At 40.2% G+C, this 19,268-nt stretch carries 20 protein-coding genes; 19 read left to right on the top strand and 1 reads right to left on the bottom strand.

Features of this window, described 5'->3' with window-relative positions; translation table 11 throughout:
• Positions 1 to 24 precede the first annotated feature (24 nt).
• The 19 genes from ACOTXR_RS21240 (at position 25) to ACOTXR_RS21330 (ending at position 17,693) form a co-directional block, all read left to right on the top strand.
• On the top strand, positions 25 to 1,002 hold the full coding sequence (locus ACOTXR_RS21240; RefSeq protein ID WP_000810361.1) for a hypothetical protein: 978 nt from the start codon (positions 25 to 27) through the stop codon (positions 1,000 to 1,002).
• Between the two features lie 57 nt (positions 1,003 to 1,059).
• Positions 1,060 to 2,118, top strand: coding sequence for an ATP-binding protein (locus ACOTXR_RS21245; protein ID WP_000063335.1), 1,059 nt, complete (start codon positions 1,060 to 1,062; stop codon positions 2,116 to 2,118).
• A gap of 131 nt (positions 2,119 to 2,249) precedes the next feature.
• Entirely contained in the window at positions 2,250 to 2,423 is a 174-nt protein-coding gene (locus tag ACOTXR_RS21250) for a hypothetical protein (RefSeq protein WP_001176645.1), read from the top strand.
• A gap of 63 nt (positions 2,424 to 2,486) precedes the next feature.
• Complete coding sequence (locus ACOTXR_RS21255; protein ID WP_000174396.1) at positions 2,487 to 3,614, top strand: DUF3150 domain-containing protein; 1,128 nt, start codon at positions 2,487 to 2,489, stop codon at positions 3,612 to 3,614.
• Between the two features lie 77 nt (positions 3,615 to 3,691).
• The gene (locus ACOTXR_RS21260) at positions 3,692 to 5,698 is read left to right on the top strand and encodes a VWA domain-containing protein (RefSeq protein ID WP_000762700.1); all 2,007 of its coding nucleotides are present in this window, start codon (positions 3,692 to 3,694) and stop codon (positions 5,696 to 5,698) included.
• Positions 5,699 to 5,770: 72 nt separating this feature from the next.
• On the top strand, positions 5,771 to 5,992 hold the full coding sequence (locus tag ACOTXR_RS21265; protein ID WP_000192120.1) for a hypothetical protein: 222 nt from the start codon (positions 5,771 to 5,773) through the stop codon (positions 5,990 to 5,992).
• A 113-nt stretch (positions 5,993 to 6,105) separates the two neighbouring features.
• Positions 6,106 to 7,338, top strand: coding sequence for a DUF7146 domain-containing protein (locus ACOTXR_RS21270; protein ID WP_000220379.1), 1,233 nt, complete (start codon positions 6,106 to 6,108; stop codon positions 7,336 to 7,338).
• A gap of 269 nt (positions 7,339 to 7,607) precedes the next feature.
• A complete protein-coding gene (locus ACOTXR_RS21275) occupies positions 7,608 to 8,129 on the top strand; it encodes a hypothetical protein (RefSeq protein ID WP_001011130.1) in 522 nt (173 codons plus the stop codon).
• 78 nt (positions 8,130 to 8,207) lie between these two features.
• A complete protein-coding gene (locus tag ACOTXR_RS21280; RefSeq protein WP_000762003.1) occupies positions 8,208 to 9,086 on the top strand; it encodes a hypothetical protein in 879 nt (292 codons plus the stop codon).
• Between the two features lie 69 nt (positions 9,087 to 9,155).
• Positions 9,156 to 10,091, top strand: a complete 936-nt coding sequence (locus tag ACOTXR_RS21285; RefSeq protein WP_000691119.1) for a hypothetical protein — start codon at positions 9,156 to 9,158, stop codon at positions 10,089 to 10,091.
• 68 nt (positions 10,092 to 10,159) lie between these two features.
• Complete coding sequence (locus ACOTXR_RS21290) at positions 10,160 to 11,080, top strand: hypothetical protein (protein ID WP_000991697.1); 921 nt, start codon at positions 10,160 to 10,162, stop codon at positions 11,078 to 11,080.
• Positions 11,081 to 11,146: 66 nt separating this feature from the next.
• Positions 11,147 to 12,085 (top strand): hypothetical protein, encoded by a 939-nt coding sequence (locus ACOTXR_RS21295; protein WP_421767100.1) that lies wholly within the window; start codon positions 11,147 to 11,149, stop codon positions 12,083 to 12,085.
• Positions 12,086 to 12,256: 171 nt separating this feature from the next.
• Positions 12,257 to 13,213, top strand: coding sequence for a hypothetical protein (locus ACOTXR_RS21300; protein ID WP_000149830.1), 957 nt, complete (start codon positions 12,257 to 12,259; stop codon positions 13,211 to 13,213).
• A 263-nt stretch (positions 13,214 to 13,476) separates the two neighbouring features.
• The gene (locus tag ACOTXR_RS21305; protein ID WP_001004201.1) at positions 13,477 to 13,752 is read left to right on the top strand and encodes a hypothetical protein; all 276 of its coding nucleotides are present in this window, start codon (positions 13,477 to 13,479) and stop codon (positions 13,750 to 13,752) included.
• Positions 13,753 to 13,796: 44 nt separating this feature from the next.
• Positions 13,797 to 14,387, top strand: coding sequence for a hypothetical protein (locus tag ACOTXR_RS21310; RefSeq protein ID WP_000578891.1), 591 nt, complete (start codon positions 13,797 to 13,799; stop codon positions 14,385 to 14,387).
• A 338-nt stretch (positions 14,388 to 14,725) separates the two neighbouring features.
• The gene (locus tag ACOTXR_RS21315) at positions 14,726 to 15,262 is read left to right on the top strand and encodes a hypothetical protein (protein WP_000107167.1); all 537 of its coding nucleotides are present in this window, start codon (positions 14,726 to 14,728) and stop codon (positions 15,260 to 15,262) included.
• 16 nt (positions 15,263 to 15,278) lie between these two features.
• The gene (locus ACOTXR_RS21320; RefSeq protein ID WP_259408563.1) at positions 15,279 to 15,725 is read left to right on the top strand and encodes a hypothetical protein; all 447 of its coding nucleotides are present in this window, start codon (positions 15,279 to 15,281) and stop codon (positions 15,723 to 15,725) included.
• A 90-nt stretch (positions 15,726 to 15,815) separates the two neighbouring features.
• Positions 15,816 to 16,778, top strand: a complete 963-nt coding sequence (locus ACOTXR_RS21325) for a DNA replication terminus site-binding protein (protein ID WP_000119428.1) — start codon at positions 15,816 to 15,818, stop codon at positions 16,776 to 16,778.
• Positions 16,779 to 16,787: 9 nt separating this feature from the next.
• Positions 16,788 to 17,693 (top strand): hypothetical protein, encoded by a 906-nt coding sequence (locus ACOTXR_RS21330; protein ID WP_001198595.1) that lies wholly within the window; start codon positions 16,788 to 16,790, stop codon positions 17,691 to 17,693.
• Positions 17,694 to 17,994: 301 nt separating this feature from the next.
• Here ACOTXR_RS21330 and ACOTXR_RS21335 read toward each other — a convergent pair whose 3' ends face one another.
• Positions 17,995 to 19,170 (bottom strand): tyrosine-type recombinase/integrase, encoded by a 1,176-nt coding sequence (locus tag ACOTXR_RS21335; protein WP_000795949.1) that lies wholly within the window; start codon positions 19,168 to 19,170, stop codon positions 17,995 to 17,997.
• Positions 19,171 to 19,268 lie beyond the last annotated feature (98 nt).

Here is a 19,268-nt window from a genome sequence, read left to right on the forward strand (position 1 = left end):
GGGATTTCTCCTTTTGGAGTCCCCATGAAACAAAAATTTAGGGCTACTGCAATAAGTAGTAATCAACTTAGTTTTTTTTCTATATTCGATATAGATGAAGATGAAATAACGCAAATAGTTGATTCACCCAAAGAGCATTTAAATGATGCATACACGTCCGGATTAAACTTTAAATCAGATGAAAGTAACATTTCTGAGATAAATTATGATTCTGAAAGGCGTGAAAATCACCTTTATGAAAAATCCAAATTACTTAAAAATCAGATTTTGCATACAATTAATTTTGCAGCAGAAACAGATTATCTATATTCGGTTGAAGAATATAACCCAGATTTGGGTGGTCTGGTAATAGAATGGACCCCTGAGGATGTGTATGTTGTTTTTCTATCCGCTATGGAAGAGTCTTTGGAAATCATTAAAGAACTAGTGTTGAGGAGAAAGTTATTCTTCAAAGATGACAATGGTAATATCACAGTGAATCCACTTTTAGAAGCTGAAACACGGTGGTATATGTCAAAATCATTTGAATACACTTGTTTATCTCATGGACTTGATGCATGTGAATTTAGAGCGGAATTAAAATCATGGCTCTATTATCATTCGCATCGTTCGATTAGTGAAAACACGAAATTAGCTGAATGCAGGAATGATGATGAAATCATTTTGCATGATTGCAATGACGATATGGGCTGGGACATCTTCTTTGATCAGGATTATTTAATGTCAGAAAAAAAACTGGCTGTTAAATGGACTGACAGGGAAATTATGGATGTTTACATAAAAGCTTTTAAATCCACATTAGAGTTGTTTGACGAGCTTGTTTCATGTGATCTGTTAACTAAACGAAACGCTTTTGGCAAGTTAGAAATAAATCCAATATTCGAAAATCATTTTGAATGGATCATGTCTGAAGCTTTTGAAATAGTGGGAAATCATCTTGGTTATAATGTGCCTCAAATCAGGAAACTGATGGCAACTATTTGCCAAATGAATCTCAAATAAAATGCCACTGGCAAACATCTGCCAGAGGGCGGTGTTTGCATTTTACCGGAGTTAAAAATGTCTAATGCCGCTATGAAGTTAAATGAAACATCTTCTGATGCTTATGAAAAATTAGAAGCTCTTCTTTCCCCGGATGTTATAAAGTTAAAACATTATGTGGATAAAGGTGAGTATCTTTTAGTTCTAGCAAAGGACCTTTTTGGTATTCCAGAAATGGATCCAAAGATGGCTGTGCCTGTTTTCAAAACTAAAACCTCGTATCGAGCTCCGCTGAACAAAGACTACATACCAAATCCCCGAATACTTGAACAAGTGGTTAAACTGCTTATCAGTCCGGATATAGATTTAAGTGTGTGTCTTAAAGGTGAGTCCGGTTCTGGCAAGACTGAAATGGTAATGTACATTAGCCACATGATGAATTGGCCGCTGACAATTAAGCAGATCAACAGCAATATTCGAGTTGATGAGCTTGAAGGTGAGCGCAGTCTTAATGGTGGTAATACAGGTTTTGTACACAGCGATTTGGTAACGGGATTTCGTAATGGTCACCTCATTCTTCTGGATGAAGTGGACAAAATCGATCCTGATACGGCAGCAAAACTTCACATGCCCATTGAACGTAAGCCCTGGTCACTCAGTGCTAATGGTGGTGAGGTTATAACTGCTAATGGCTACACGCGATTTATTGGTACTGCAAACACAAACATGAGTGGAGGCGCTCGCCGGTTCGTTTCTTCTCAACGTCAAGATGCAGCTTTTATAAAGCGGTTCTTGATAGTTGAAATGGAGAAGCCCGACAAAGTTGCTTTAACCAATGTGCTTACTAAACGATATAGCTCTTTGCCTTTTCAGGTCATTGAGAAGTTCGTAAGAGTAGCGATTGCAGTAAATGACTCTGGTACAGAAGACAGTGTGATGGATATTCGTCAATTAGTAGCTTGGGTTGGCACGTCGATGACGTTAAAAACCTTTAGTCTTCTTGACACTTTCAAAATAGCTTTTGCTTCTGCTTTACCTTTACATGTGGTCGATCTTGTTCTTCAAGCTATAGATCTTTCTCTTGGCGAAGACAAGGATAAATCGCTGGAGTATTTCACAGCAAAAAAGTCGAGTTAGATGGGATTTGTTATGAAACCTCTGATATTTGTATCTCAGAGTTATCCCATCTTGAATTTAGTGCGTTTTTAAGTACGGATGGTGCTGCTACCATTGCTATAGCAAAAAACGGAACTAATTTTACTGGACTTATGCAACTGAATAACGACTATTCTTTATTGTTTTATCATGATGGTAAAATAAATATGGAAGGTCTAATTAAAGAAATGGAATTAAAAGGTTATATGTATCAGGGAGCAATGGGCAATGATGATGTTGCCGCTGAGTTTCCCGGTATTCTTTTAATTGCACCAGAGAAGCTTTAATATCAACCCTATCGGGAAATCTTTCCCGTTGGGGAGGGTTTCCCCTTTTTTTTGGAGAAACCCATGACTTTAAATACTTCAATGCTTAACAAAGTATCTGCAAAACAAATCTCTGAGAATTTTGCAAAATCATATCCAGATTTACTGGAAGGTGCAGTTATAACAAAAATTGAAATAAGTGGCTGTCAAGGATCGCGTCGAACCGATAAAATCGATTTGTCTTATGATGGAGATGATATTACGGATCAAAAAAGCGTATCTAAAAGCGAAGTACGTTGGATTGACATAAAAGCCCTTAGCTTCAAAAGTACGATTACCAGCAGAATATCAACCCTTTGCTCACGCTTGTGCATCCGCTATAGCAATATGTGGATTTTACCAGTTTCCAGTATGGAAGAGTTTCTGGAAGGGGCCCAAGAGATTGAACGAGAGTTTCAGGCAGGTATTCAAAACGTTGTAGACAATTATGAGATGCATATTGAGGCTGAAAAAAATAGAAGCCCAAGAATGTCTTCTTTGATTGATCAGTTGAAATTAACTAAAGATGATTTCATAAAATCCTTTAGATTTAATATTGCTCACTTTATTCCTTTTACGCCTATTAGCGTTGAAGGTGATGAAACCCAGGACTACTATCAGGAACAATTGATAACAGATCTGGCAGAAGAAGCAATGAGGGTTTATGAAAAAATTAGTAAAAATAATAATTTGCGCTCAAGTACTATTGACCGACTGAAGCAAATGCAAAATAAGATCATTAGCTTCATGTTTATACATAAAGAGGCGGCAGTACTTGCAGAAGCTATAAAACACATAATGAATAATTTACCTAAAGGTGCCATTTCTGAACCTCGCGACGTTGCGGTGTTACAGCAGTGGTTTTATTTCATGAGTGATGCTTCAATGTTAAAGCGTATTATTTCAGGAGAGCAAAAGGTTACTGACTGGTTGGAATCTATTACCAGATCATTTAATCAAAGCTCACAAACAGAACCGAACGCGCTACAGAACACAGGTATTGAAGCTATTTTAGATTCAACAAATGTGTTTCAGGTTGAACCTGTCGTAGAGAACGATATAAAAAACAGCACGTTTTCAAACACTGATTCTGTAGCTGAACCTGAGAAATCAGTTTCGCAACAGGAAGACAATGCTGAAAATGGTTTTGATATCGAGCTCAAAGGCTGGTAACTGTTTGCTTTATTAAAAACCCCAGATGGGTACTTCACCATCTGGGTGAGTACCCCTTTTTTATAAAGAGGTATTCTATGAAATTAGATCTTAAATCATCGCCGCGCCATATTAAGCGTTTACAGAATATAGCAAAAGTCATTAGCGGCTTAGGCGATGTAAGAGTTGTAATAGACGACAATACCAAAGGACCGTATTTTGATCCTGTCAATAAAGTTTGTGTTTTACCAAACGGCGATTATAGCGATGATGACTTTGTCAGTCTGATTGAAGGTTTTACCTGTCATGAAGCTGGTCATGGTCGCTATACCGTCAGTGAGGTTTACAGTGACGCCTTTAATAGTGTTCTCATGTCATCTGAAGGGTTTACACGCTTCGATGACGGAATGAATGCAGAGTTTGAGAGCCTCGCTGAGAAACGTAAAGCTTATAGCAGGGCAAAACGTCTTACCGGGCTTATAAATCTGTTCGATGATGTACAGATGGAAGAGAAGGTTGGTAACGATTATCCGGATGCAAAGCGGCGGCTTGCAGCCACTTACGCACTGATGGTTAAAGCCGGAAGGATGACTCCTGATATATCTTCTCGTCCGGAAAATCCTGTCCTATTTATTGAGTGGTATCTGCTTAACTCATTGCGAGTAAAAGTCCTTCAGCAGGTAGGTCACAAAGAAACCCTCGATCCGTTTTTTGACTATGCCCAAAAGATACTTTCTCCAGTAATTTCTGATGTTGAGGAAATTTTTCATGATGCTCTTGGTTGTGAAAATACTCAGGGCTGTGAATCCCTTGCTCGTAAGACCCTGGCTCTTTTAGAGAGACTGCGGGATGAGGCAAAGGAACAACAGCAGCAGACAGAGCAGGAGGAGCAGGAGGCATATGATGAATCCGAGACCGATACCGATACCGAATCAGAAGATAAATCGCTTACGTCGACTGATAGTCGTGAGGATGATTCTGAGGACGATAGTGAAGGTCAGGCAGATACTTCCGATAACGCTGATCTTGCTCAAGAGGGATGTTCTGAGCCTTCAGAACTTGCTGAAGATAACGAGGGAAATAATGAACCCACCGGTGGCAATCCCACGGGTGATAACATTATTGAAGACGATACTGATGCGATTAACCCTTCCGAGAGTGAATCAGATGAAGCCAGTTCGACTAACGTTGAAGATGAAAGTAACTTTTCATCGGCTCAATGGGAGATACTGGCAGATTTGTTGGATGCCTTTCTTAGCAGTGATGAGGATAGCGAAGATTATCACGATGCTTTGGCTAAAGAGATTGAAGGTATTGCATCAAAAGTATCCGATGACGTGAAAGCCGAATTCGGTGCTTCTGAATGGGATATCCCTGATCTCCTTATCGATTTGAATGTTTACAATGAGGCTTTGTCTCTGAGTCATTCAATCGGTAGCGACTTGTCTGTTTTACAGCAGGTTAAAATGCGTGGCCGAAACAAAACTCATGAGCGTGGAATTACCTTCGATGGAAATCGATTAATTCTGTCACAAATGGGAGTTCGTGATGTCTTCAGAGCTCAAAGCGAATCTAAAAATAGAGGGCATGTTGGCCTCGTATTAGTTCGTGATATTTCAGCGTCAATGGCTAATGATGAAAGATATATTCATGCCATTAAGTCAGATCTTGCTTTATCGATGGCCGCTGAAAGTTTGTCAAAAATGCATGTCTCCAATATAGTTTTTCCCTTCAAGGAAAGTGAATTTGAGATTATCAAAACGTTTGATCAAAGCGTTGAGGAATCTCTATCGAAATTCACTCTTGGATGTAAGGGTTATTATACCCCTACGGGATCTGCTTTAATGGCAGCTGTTGATCTGTTACTTGACAGCCAATTCGATAGGAAAATAATTTTTCTTATAACTGATGGTTATCCGAATAAATCGGAATTTACTATCGTCGAAGTTATGGAAAAGGCTAAATGTAATGGAATAGAAATCGTTGGTGTTGGTATTAAGACTGATGAAATAATTGGTTTTGAAACGGACACTTTCGTAACAGTTGATGATACTTCTTTATTGTCTATTGAAGTCAGTAAGCTAGTTCATCAAATACTTTCTTAATAAACTCTACCCAATCGGGGCAAAAAGGCCCCGGTGGGTCTTTTTGCTCCATGAAGGAATAAGGAGCAAAATATGACTCAGATAAAAACTTACCGTGTAGAACATGAAAAAGTCGGTGCGATGCATAAAGTCCGTATTTTCGGACGTGTTGGTGAAGTTATAAGCAATGATAGCCCTCAGGAAAGAATCTTCCGCGAAGTCACTATAGCGGAGGGTAATAGCCAGCAGGCTGCGTTACTTGTAGATAACTACATACAGCGTCTTGAGAATAATGGCTTCACGACTGAAGCATAAATGTTGAGGGCCCCCGGGCCCTCTTTCTTAAATTCTGCGTTGTGGGTTTCTCCCTGTCTTCTGCACCGCAGAAGGCATTGAGAAACTCACAATGCCAGATAAGAGAGATCATCATGACTTATGCATCCCCGGCTCTTCGTCGTAAACCACAGGAAGTATCTGAACACTTTATTAAACTCGTTCATGCTCGAATTGCTGAAGTGTCTGGCTGGAAGTATATATTCGAAAGAATACCTGCTTTCAAAGACGCTTGTGCAAAAGCCCCGAGCCAGGTTCCTTGCCCGTTTACTGGCGCAGGGAAATCGAAGTTTCGTTTCCGGCAAAAAGACCTTTATACCGGATGTGCGATCCATAATGACTTTCCGGTAAATGAGTTTTGCGACGGAATTGATGTTCTGGCGAAATATTATGAATTAAGTAAAACGCAGACTTGCAAAAAGATTCTCTCAGATTTTTTCGGGATGGATCTGCATGCTCCGTTAACTGACGCCGACATTGAAAATGAACGACGCTATAAATCAGCAGTTCGTGCCACAGAAACTCTTGACCGAGAGGAAGTGGCAAAGCGAATGCGAAAACTTGATGTGATGTATCACTATACCGGTGAAATAAAGCCTAATACTCCTGTTGCTTTGTACCTCCGTAATCGTGGGATCTCCCGCTTACTGAGTCACTTACCAAAGGATTTAGGCTTTAATAACCGGATCTACTATTGGGATAAAGATAAGCAGAAATCGATTATCTATCCGGGAATGATTGCAATCTATCGTGACACCCGAGGTCGGCCTCTGACTATCCATAGAACATACGTAGACAAAAACGGTGATAAGGCACCTGTAGAAAATCCAAAGCTGATGATGAAGCCTCCTGCCGATATGACAGGTGGCTCAATTCAGTTGTTTGACCCTCACTATGATTCAGGTAGTTCGACCTGGACACTGGGAGTGGCTGAAGGGATCGAGAATGCGCTTTCTGTTGTAGAAGCGACTTCAACACCATGCTGGGCAGCCAGCTCCGCATGGTGCCTTGAAAACGTTACTGTTCCTGATTTTTTACTGCCTCCGCCGGATGTAAAATATATAAACTTTTATATCTGGGCGGATAAGGATATTGCTAACTCACAAGGCACTCGTGCCGGTATCGAAGCTGCTCAGCGACTTCAAAGCCGCATGGTTGAGTTTTTGGCTAAACGATATCCCGCATCAAAGCTGACAATTGAAGTCTTCGAACCAGCACAAGATATTCCTGATGGGAAAAAGGGTATCGACTGGAACGATGTTCTCCAGTTAACAGGGCAGGATGGATTCCCGATTCACTGGGCTCCTGAATGTCTTAATCAGCTGTAACAACGATAACTCCCCCGCATTTTGCGGGGGGGGTTATCTTATCAATATTATTTTTTAAATTGTATTGATAAGATAACCGCTTTCCTTCGTGATAATTACCTGCCTTTAAGGTCTTTTCACGGCTGAGATGCTTGCTCAGTTAAATAAATGTGCGGTACTACTGGCTATGGTCGGTTGTATGACATGGTTATTCCATAAACTATTAAAACCCATAACGGGAGTATTACCGTTATGGTGATGCTCGTCGTTTTACATCGGAGAGCATTTTAATGAATTTTCAAACTAACGAAGTTTTTAATAAATTTGCTGCTGTTATAAAATCGCGCATCGTCAATGAACCATCGTCATGCTATTTGCTGCATGATAATGAGATAGATATAACGATTTTGAAACATGGCATATTAGAAAATGACAGAAACCTGTTGTACGTAGTTCGTCCTTCAGGAACGTGTTTGTTGCGTTGTGACAAATATTTCTATCCGAAATATTATCTTCGTTGCCGTGGAGATTATAAGTCATTCATATATGTCCATCTTGATCTACATAGTGGTGAAGCTAAAGAAATCACATGGGAGCAAGCAGACGATATGCTGTCTAGTCCAGGAAAACCCCCATTAAAAGGAAATCTTGGACGATTTGAGTATATAAAAGTTGTGGTTGAGGACCTTCGTATTCGAGGTTACGCTGATTATCTTCCTGCGTATAATCTTGATGACCTTCGCCGTTTTGCCTTACAGGACGACCGCCCATCCCTTGTCAGATACATTGACAATGTAATGGCAACGGTCTGATTGGTTGCTAATTGATTTACATATTTTCCCTGATGGCCAACCTGCATCAGGGAGGCCTCAATAACGACTGGAGGCTGTATGAAGTTAGCTACGGACCTGGTAAAAGCTATTTTGATTAGAAATGGTGTTGAACCAGTAAATATAAGCGAATCATCTAAATTATCTTTGAAACAACCACTGACAGAACTTAAATTCAGTTTATATTTGCGAACTGAGCATTTATCTCACTTCCTACCCGGTTATGTTTATTCTATAAAAGAATGTCCACTGTCATATGACATCGGGATCGAAATTCAGAAAATCTTCGAAAGTTTACATTTGTTAAACGAAGAATTTGAATCCCTCGGTTTTGTTTCTGTATGGATAGAAATGCATCAAAGCATTTTTGAACAAAGTCGGTTTAAGAAAAGTAACTTTACTTTTCGGGAGGAAGAGGTCGAGCTTGCTAAAGGGCTTGTTTGTTCTCACAATTCACAAATAAGTAATGCGGCTTATTTCTGGCTTCAGCACTTTGAGGAGTTTATGATTTATGTTCGTAATAAGCTTATCGACCTCTTTCGAGAGGCCTATGACCTGATCCTTGGAATGCAGCAAGTATTTTTCATTCGGGAAAAGGAAGAGCTGTTGAAAACTATAAGTTATGGGGATGACCTGTATGAGGTGAAATTAATGGCGGCTGAGCTTTACTCTATCGAACAGAACTTAAAGTGTTCTGAATCGATAAGTACAAAATCTCAAGCTTCGGCATATATTAACCGCATCCGTGAGTTTGTGCGTTCGGGGTGGAGGCAGGGCTATATAGTCTGCCATCATAAGCGAAGTAATCAAATCTCATCATTGTCATTACCGATGTACTTGAAAGATACGTCAGGCCGAAGTGCTCGAAAGCGAGTAAAACGTCTTATATCTTCTACAGTTTGTGGTAGAAATAAAGATTTAGGTCTTACAGATTTTTAATTAAATTATACCCATGTGGGGATCACACCCCATATGGGAGTGATCCCTTTTTTATTGAGAGAGGATCACATGAAAATTATCGAAAAAATCATTAATGCCTTTTTGGTTGTTCAACATAAAAAAATACAGGTTAAAAACATTACATTTTTAGACAATGGGCAGGGCATGTTCTCTGGTATGTCTTTTGATGCTGATGTTTCACTGGAGTTTATGTATGAATCAGCAAAAGCATATAGTTCTTGTTTCTGTGATATTCCCTTTCCAGGTTTTGAAGATGCAAATCTGGAGGAAATTACGAAATTTCAATTAGATGCTTTGAAGCAAAGAAAGAATCATTCTTTCATTGTTAACCATTTGAGGTTTCCTATAGTTTTAAGGGAAGGGTGCAAAATCGAAAGAGGAGAAGTCTATTCAATTTCGAATTGCACTTATAATAAAGAAAGATTGCAGTATCTTTTTTCTCAGGATATTTACGGTAAGTTGTATAATTCCTTAGAGAAAGAATTAAGCTCGTTTTTCTCATTTATCAATGTTGAGGTGCACGAGTTGTTAAAAGATGCTGTATGCTTTGCATTAAAAATCCTGAATAAGATATCTTTGGATACACCTGAAAGACTTATTAAAGCTTTTAATTATCGTGACTGGTATTGTAGTTACGATGTTGAGCTTTTTAGGAAAGGCTTACCTGGTCATATTCTGGAAGAGCTCATTGCTCCAGATATCTTACTTTCAGACCTTAACGGTTGTAGAAAAATACTTAGAAATGCAAAACGATTTCTAAATGGACATACAAAAACCAATTGTGTTTATATTAAATATGAATGGTGGTTGGGGCCTGTGGATACCTCACACTCAGCTAAGTTGATGTCTGACAAAGAAATTAACAACCGAAGTGACTTGAAGAATTTTTCAAAGGTCTTTTTCAAAGAGTGTTTAAGTTCTGGTAAGTCGGAATATGAAAACCATCTTAGTGAAAAAGAACATGCGCTTCGCTACAATTATTAATTAAAATTATTTTCTCCCATAGGGATTTCTCCCTTTGGGAGAAATCCCTCTATTAAGAGGGTATTTAAATGAATGCGATACAAAAGTTAGTTGAATCTATTCTTGTTAAAATGGGTTTTGTTGGCGCTGTAGTGGAAAATATATATTTGGATTCAAAACCATTTCGGCATATTCGATTTGTGGCTGATATTCCAGTAATATCTTTTCTACCTCATTTGGTGAAATATCTTAAGGGCGCAGACCATCTTTACTGTGGTAACGATGATTTGCATCCTCTTTTCATTTATTTTTCCGAAGCGGCTACATTAAAAGCAGGCCCTGTAAATCTCGCGAACTTTCGTTTTGAAGTTTCTATAGCTTCAACTCATTTACGACTGGTCTCAGAGCAGCCTGATTTGCTTATCAAAGGATTTAACCGGGATAATCTAGAATACGTTTATTACCGCTCAGATTTGGCCTCTAAGGATCTTATACTAGGCCTTGTTGAACACGGTTCTCCTTTCATAAAACATCTACATGGACTTATACAAAAGCGAATTTTAAACGAGTTCTCTCTGATTTTTTCTGTTCTTGAAAAGATTTTAGAAAGCGCGAAGCCACAAATTCTTGCTTGCTTCCATAGTGTTGATTATGAAATGAACGTAAAAATAATAGCCGAAGCTATACCTGAAACTGTATCTAATCAGATAGTCACATCTGATTATATAGTTAATTCTATATCAGATGCGGACAAGTTTATAAATCATGTTCGTCGCTATTTAGCAGGCAGGGTAATGAAGAGGCGGATATACGCTGAATTAGATGTTTGTGAAGAAACATCAAATATTTCACTAGTGAACTTAGGATGCTTTACGTCTCCTCTGCTCGTTACGGAATATCAAATGTTTAAGCCACACTCTTCAGGGTTATATCGAAAAGCTATAAACAACTCCTTAAAACAGTTCAAACCAGAAATGCATGTACCTTCTGAAGAACTCTTTTATAATTAATCTAACCCATCCGGGAACTTGCTTCCCGGTGGGAAGCACTTCCTTTTTAGTCATGAGGTAGTGTAAATGTTTAAAGAATCTGACCACGTGGAATTTGTTAGTGCCTTTCTTTATCAAAATTTAGGCCTTAATGTTCCCGCTGACGATATAACCGTTCAATTATCTGATACTTCGTTCGACAAAGTAACCTTTGATTACGATGTAGATATCGATAATTTAAATTGTATGTTGAATCTCTACATATCTGAACTAATAAAGCACAACGCATCTTACTCCGATTCTATTCTTTTGAAACAAAAAATAATTTATTTTCTTGGAGTATTTAAGAATTTCGGATTTTTTACGTTTGATATTCGCGGATATAGTAATACTTTAAGCCCAGTTAAAGTTATTGATATTGTTTCAATGATTATTAATGACTGTGAAGAGTTATCTAAAGCTAATTCTTCTACTGATGCTATAAGAAATCTTTATCTCGATAAAATGAAGGTGGATGGGAAAGTGTTAGTTGCGAAATTTGCACTTAAACAGTTTTTTCATTCCGACTTTGGTGACTTTATCTCATTTGTCGAGAAAAGAATTACAGATTGTCTTAATGAAACTTTAAGGATTATCAAAGCTGTTGAACATGGCTTTGTACGTGTTGGGCAGCATAAGATTAATCGCCGTATTAATGATGACTTAAAGTTATGCATTGATTTCAATACTGATGATTATCCGGCAAATATGCCAGATATATATATTAAGTTTAACGATACATTTGATGGGAACGGGGCGTTATATTGTGACAATGATGCCCTCATATCCCTCTATACCGATGTTGCTTCAATTATCAATGTGCCGGTGATGATGGAAGTAAGATTGATCAATAAAAGAGGGCGTGTTGTCTGTGATTCTTCGCATTCAACTTACGTATCTCTCGAAAGTAATGACCGATACAGAGTAACTGATCGCACATTACTAATAACTGAAGCTTTTGACGATTTTCGTAACGCGTCTCAATGATCCTTTTGCTTCAGTCCAAAAAAGTAACTTTGGTTGGCTGAAGACACTTGTCTATGACAATGTAAAATCTGTCGCTGGCATCTTCTTTTAGCTTAACCAAACTTTTATCTAACCCAGTGGGGAAGTCGCTTCCCTTCTGGGGCACTTCCTCTCAAATTTGAGGTAGTGTATATGACACATTCATCTGATGATAAAAACTATGTCCGAGCAGTTCTGAGCTATCTTGGCATAGATTTTGATGAGGCGGATATAGTATTAAGTGTTTGCCATTGTCAAAGTGACGAGCTTTCTTTTACCTGTAATATCAAAGCTATTGAACTCAAGAATGCTGTTGATTTATATGTCGATAGTATCTCTGAGAATGAAATAGAAGCTTTAAACAGAGAATCTTTAAAATCTCGACTCTGTTACTTTCTTGAGGTGTTTGACGCAGTCTCTGGTCAGTACCTTGAGATTTCAGGAAAACACTTTGCAACTAGCCGTTTTGAATATGATGATGTTTGTAGTGAAGTTCTTAGCATGTCTAATGATGTTTCTCAGTCGAAAGGTTATGACCGGGATGAATATAACAGACTGATGCAGGTTGATGGTCAGGTTATGATTGCCCGTTTTGCTTTGCAACAGTTCTGGGATACTCATTTTATTGGACTAATAACATTTGTATCTGAGTCTATAACATCGAGCCTCTATAAAGCTTATGAAACTTTTAGTGATATAAGTTTGGCTTGCTATAAACTGAGTGAATATTCTTATTCACGCTCTATCAACAGTGAATTGACCCTTAATATTTCACTTAAAGAAAATGACTTCTGTGAGGACCTATCTGATTGCTATATGGAAGATGAGGCTTTACCTTCTGGTAGGGTAATTTCTCGACGCAACAATGACTCCATAATAAGTATTTATGAGAGCTATGCTGCGGCTTCTTATATTCCGATGATTGCATCTTTGGAAGTCGTTGATGAATACGGCGAAGTGGTTACTGACCTCTGCCATACCGTTTATGTTTCAGAGTTAACCGGTGGGCGGATTAAAATCCACGACCGTAATGACTTAGTATCTGAAGTTTTCGATAACCTAAGAAATTTAAATCTTGCAGTTGGAGATTCAGTTTCACAAGCTGCTTGATTCTTTCCCTGATTTTGATTTTTTCTCACATACTCTTATGGCACGGTTTCCGTGCCTTTTTTTTGCCTCGCTTACAAGCGTCTACTCCTCTTCTACCTATCCCACCTTACATCACCACTTAAAATCTATCTTTCTAATTCCATTATCCTTTTCGTAGCCTCTAATGCTCTGGTATGAACATACTCTTTAAACTCAAAAAAGTGCTATTAACGAAAAAAAATCCCTAAAGAGATTTGTATACTGTTCTCAACCAAGGAGAGCTCATGAATGAACTAAAATCCAAAAACGAGAACAGTACCAAAAGCAACTTTCCCCCGGTTGATAATCAGTTTTGCTTTTACCATGTTGATTTCAGCATAGAACGACTACTTTCAACGGCCGAGGATCTCCAGCTTGAGTACATCTTCCAGAAACCTGGAAGTGAAGTAAGAAAGGATTTGGTTGAGCGATTCGAACGTGGAGAGCGCTTTGTTACAGCTTCACACTGTGACAATTTCTGTGAAATCCTTGGTTGTCAAGGCCATCAGGAAAATGCATAAACCCATAAACCTACATTTCCACTTTTAAGGATGTTCACTAAAGAATGATTGGAGAAAGTATTTTTGACTGGGTAATTTACGGAATATCCATTTTGATATTTGCCTCAGCACTAATTGAAGGAAAGACAACTCGCTACCCAGCACTTTTTTTCTATGGGAGTTTAATTTTAATGTTAATCCTGATAGTTGCTGGAGGCCTTAACTGGTGGTTCTACAGGTCAAAATATGGCGCAGTAATCGTTATCTTCACAGTGGTCTCTTTACTGATGACTCGATTCCGCCTGGTCATATATAAATTAAGATTAAGAAAGTTAGTTTCAGAAATCAGATTTCGTATAAAAACGGGTTTTCGTATAATTCTTGTTTTGTCGGATAATGAGGATGAGCGTAATGTTCTGCTGTCTATGCTTAGCAACGTATTGCCAGAGCAAACGCTTATTCACACGCGTGATGCTCTCGGACCTCATTCAGAGCCTATCCTAAAAGCTCTTGAGCTACATCATCAACAGGGAACAGGTTACATACTCGTCTGTGAACAACAAATCTCAGCGCGTACGTGGTTGAGTATCGTAGAAAATGGGAAACCTGATACATCTATAGCTGTTAATTTTCATTCGATCCCAGAAATGGAGTGATTTTTCAATGAGTAGAACCGTTTCACAAAGTGTCACAGAAGATTGTCTTTTTGATACCCGCACACAAGTCAGATTACAACTAAGTCGAAGCGTTCATAAAACGCTGGCATCTGCTAAAGAAATTTTACAGGGAAGGGGGGTTGATTCGGTCTCTATTGAAGATCTTGTGCGAGCCTGTCTTGAAGAGAACCAGCCAATTGATCTAGCCTCACTTTACCTTGAAAATCTCTTAAAACAGAAAGGTACCAGCATTTGCGATTTTTAGTGTTTTCAAACCTATTAGATAAAATGCCGGTTGTGTTTATATAACATCAATAATTTCATGCAACAGGTAAAACATGAGTACTCAAAAGCAACTTTCCAGAACTACCGGCACTGAACGTATGTTTAAGGAAGAGCTGGCGTTATCCTTAATTTGTTGGGTTTTCACCAGTCCTTTTACCAACTGGACCGATAAAGTCTTCAGTGGTATTGAAGTTCCGTCTGAAGGACCGTCATCATTACGGGGTGAGACAGAAAAATTCTTTCGTTTTGTCGTTAATGAAGAAGGCTACGACGCAGGAAGGGCTGCTATTGGTCTTGACCTATGTTGTTTTTCACTTCCGTTGTGTTTGTTCCCGGACGCTGCCCTGTCTGAGGAAGAGGTTATGAGTAAGTTAACCGGAGAAGTTATCCATGGAATTCTTCTTTCCTTACCTGAGTTTATTGATATGCCAGAAGTGCTCGCTTACCAGGTCAGGGATGAAATTCTTGCTTTTAACACTCGCTGTGGAGACGGGATCTTTCATGGTTGGAACACGGCTTCAGAATTGTGGAAGTTTGAAATCTTTCCCCGCACCACCATCATGATGCAGCATACTTCGGCAATACATTAAAATTAGGCGGGGCAGAATGCATAAAAAACTTTTTCTTCTCGAATGGAAACCCTGTCAGAGCCGCGTATGGGCCGGTTGGATGGCCCTGTGGTTGACTATCAGTTTTCTGATGTTATCTGCCTTGCTTATGACAGATCATCTCCTGAACAAAGTCATCCTGTCGCCAACATGGTTGTTGATCTGGTTTTCGCCAATGCTGGGGTTTTTGATAAAAGTTCGCGTCGTCGAAACTCAACATTTCCTGGAGCATGACCTCTGTGTTGCAGGTTTCTCTTTTTACCGCTGGAAGAGGTTAGTTTCTCCCGGGCTTTGGTCAGTTGACTGTATAAATGGTCGTTTTCGCCTCAATCGGATCACCCAGGTGGGTAAGACTATCCACTATCCATGGCGTCTCCATTATCATCCTTTGTTCATGAGCCCTATCGAACATAAATCGCATGCTGTGAAAGCTGTTTCAAAATGACTTCTTTAGAGGTTTACATGACATTTATGTTCTGCAAGGTCAGCCTGGGCAGCAAAATTGATTGGAAATAACATGAGCCTGGAGAAACGTATGAGTTATGACGATTTGCCCTATTTTCGTGACCAGATTCTGGAACGCATCGACTCGCTCAAGTGTTTTCTTTCGAACACCCCCCCGATGATGGCAAACCTGATGACTGTCTCCACCGTATCTAGAACAGAAGAGCGCTTGAAGCAGGTTAAACCCATCAGGGTTAGTATTAAAGACGATGCTTCGGTTGAGGAAATTATTCAGGCACTTACTGACATCTGTGTGGATGACATAGAGTCATTAAGTCATGATTCCACCAAAGTAACCACTAAATACCCGGGTCTAATCATTGTCCCCGAAAGAGCAGATCTTCTCGAAAGCTTGATCACTTCTATAAACGAAGCAAAAAATGATTTTGCTGCGGCAATGAGGCGTATCGATAATAAAAAGAATGTCCGTTTTGATAAAGTGCACAAGAAGCTCCCGGGCCTTGTCGCTATGCACTCAACAAGAAATATCCTTTTCATCAAGTCCCAGCTTAAAAAAGTTACTTTTTCATGGCGGCTAAACCGAAACCAGGAAGTTAAAACAGCAGAGCAACTTGTGAGTTTGTTGGAGCGCAGGAGAGCCTCAGAAGTAAAAAATGTAGCAACTACCAATTTGAATGTCGTGTCTAATATCGATAAGGCTTTACACCGTCTTGAATTTCACCCACTGAAGCAGGGCGAATCTTATCGCCTTTGTCGAACTAACTCTTTCCCTGTTCCGATTGCTCACATTTTTGCATTTAGGCCTGAAGGGCAGGAACGAAACGGGAATAAATATGCTGAGACTGATTATTCAGTAGTAAAAGCATCCTTGCCCATTTTCGCAGCAGGCAACATACCTCAATTAAAAACGCTCTCTGACTGGGCTCCTGAAAACAGCCAGGGTCCGTCCAACCAACGGAAGCTGAGCCTGAAATATACAGAACTCGTGCCGGGGGCTGAGCTGGGCATTTTCATTGTCAGCCCCGAAAATTAAGGAACAACAATGCAATGGATTTCCACAGCCAGCCAGAAAATCGATGAGCGTCTCTATCGTGTCTGCGTCTGGGTAAAAAAATATCACGCTGATGCGATTAACCGCGTTGTGCTAACCGTTGATCTAAGTAAAGCCCGACATGACCCTGACGAGGACCAGGTAAGAGCAGAGCTGCTGTGCGGCCATTATTTTTTGCTTCGTAAGGAAAACGCTTCGAACTCTGCGCCTGACGATCAAAAGTTTGCTTTCCTGCCTGACGGGCGCAATCTGTGTTGGCAGACCGCAACCCCGGTGCTTCAGCATCTCCTACTCAATAAAAACGTTCCTGAGTCGCTGAGGTTGCTTACGGACTACATACATATGCGTCTGGCCAGGCTGACAATGGTACCTATGTCCGGAACCATCATGAACGAGGCTCTGCTGGACAGCATCAGCTGGGTTAAGGTGGATTTGACCTACTTCTGGCAGTACGAACAGCTCAGCTCTCATCTGGGACCCATCCAGATAACCCACAAGGCACTTGTACGCTTCGGGCACCTGGCAAAGAATGATGAAAACTCCAGTGCCATAAGAATTCTGCGTCAGCGTCTGTCTTCAGAATTCTTACAAGAATTTCAGATGGCTGAGGATGAGCTAAAGCGCAAACAGTCGTTGATGGGCACCATGGACGTGAAAATGCTGTTTCATGCTCATTACCCCAGCCAGAAGATGCTGGTGGCTCGATATAAAAATGGTTGGGTAATGGTGGATTGTTTTCTGTTTCACCATACCAAACCTAAGAAAAAAGCAAAAAACAAAACTACTGTGGCTAAGCCTCAACTTAAACAGACTAAAAGAGAAGGGAGTGAAAATGGAACTGGGCATTATGGTGTGCATCGTGTTGTTACTCTCAGTGGCGGCGGCGTGGATCAGTAATAAGACAGTTGATTTGCTCGAAAGATTCTATTTCAAGCGTCCGCTGAGCATGGAGTACGCGGCATGGCTACGTGTAATGTGTGCAGGCTTGTTATTAGTTTTTATTCAGGTTGCTCCCCAATTTACACTCCTGTATACCCTTAAACTTGTCACGCTTATTAATCTTGGAATCCAGACAATGAAATTAAATGGCGTGTACAAATATAAAAGGACGGGAATTTTGCCTCCGGGAGGGGCACTCTCTAATCTCACCAGACTTAACCCGTTCAAGAAAAAATAAAGTTATGCGCCCGTGAGGGCGCTATTCATCAAAGGCATTTCGCATAAGCTTGATCATGGCTTTTTTACCAGCTTCAATATTGCGAATGTAGCGCATAACCATTTCTTCATTCGACCAGTTCCCCATTTCCATAATCTGTGGTAGCGAGTAACCTTCAATATCCAGCTGTATCGCACCGCCTACACGAACGCTGTGCCCTGTCCAGTAACGGGTTTTAGTCTCATTTGGATAAAGCTCATTCCACATTTCTTTAAATGCCCGTAAAAGGGAATTTTTGCTGAGCATACCGGCATCGTCCACAGTGTCTTCCTCATCTTCATCGTTCAGAAGACTTTGTTTAGCACGGTAGGGCAGGTTATGCCGTTTAAGAAGCTCAGATAGCTCATTCCCTTTACTCCGAAGCTTCCAGCCGGGTGGCATATAGCCTGTATCATGGAAATTTACGGCCTGGAAAAGGTATTCATCCGGATGACTGTGCTGATCCATTTTCACAAGGTTCATCAATCTCAAGAGGCAGTTAGTTAACTGACGTGTCAGCCGGTAGGTAAGAAGTGTACTGATGTTCGTTTTTGTACGGTATACCGTCAGGTTAAATTCACCGGTCATACTATCCAGAGACAGATCTTTCAGACGTATACGGCGAATTTCGGATGAACGGAGCAGTGTTTCAAAGCCTGTCCAGATCAGGCACAGGTCACGAAGCTTACGAACTGAGTTTGTAGTACTGCGTAACTTTATCAGAGCCTTGAGATCGCCAATAAGAAAGGGAGTTGCCTGTTTAGTCGTCTTTCGCTTCCGGGCTTCCGATTGTTTTAAGGCTTCCAGCATGTACCATGCTTCAGACGTAATAATCCCGGGCAGGTTAAGCCCTTTTTTATGGATACTGTTTAAGGCCTGAAGACAGCTGTTTATGCTGCTTCGTGACAATTTGCCTTCAAGATGCCCCATAAACGCCAGCAGAGCTTCCTCAGACACGGGGAGCGAACTTACTGGCCAGTCTGTATGCAACCGGGCATTCGCCTGATACCATTCGTTCCATACTCGTAGCCAGTGCAGATAGGTTTTAGCTGTGTTGTATCTCAGATGGGAAAAGTAACGGATCAAGCGTGAAAGCTGTTTATCATGGTTGCCGAACGTTTCCAGCTGCTGATGCAATTCGCTTTCCGAAAACTGTCTGATCACTGATTGATTCTTCATCCTGCTCACCGGGATACACTGGTTTTATTTACAGTCATTTTAGCACTCATGTACCTGGTTATGAACAGGGTGGAAACAACGAAAAAGGTTGTGAAATC

Source organism: Enterobacter cloacae complex sp. IR53030, from assembly GCF_049238365.1.
GTDB lineage: Bacteria > Pseudomonadota > Gammaproteobacteria > Enterobacterales > Enterobacteriaceae > Enterobacter > Enterobacter kobei.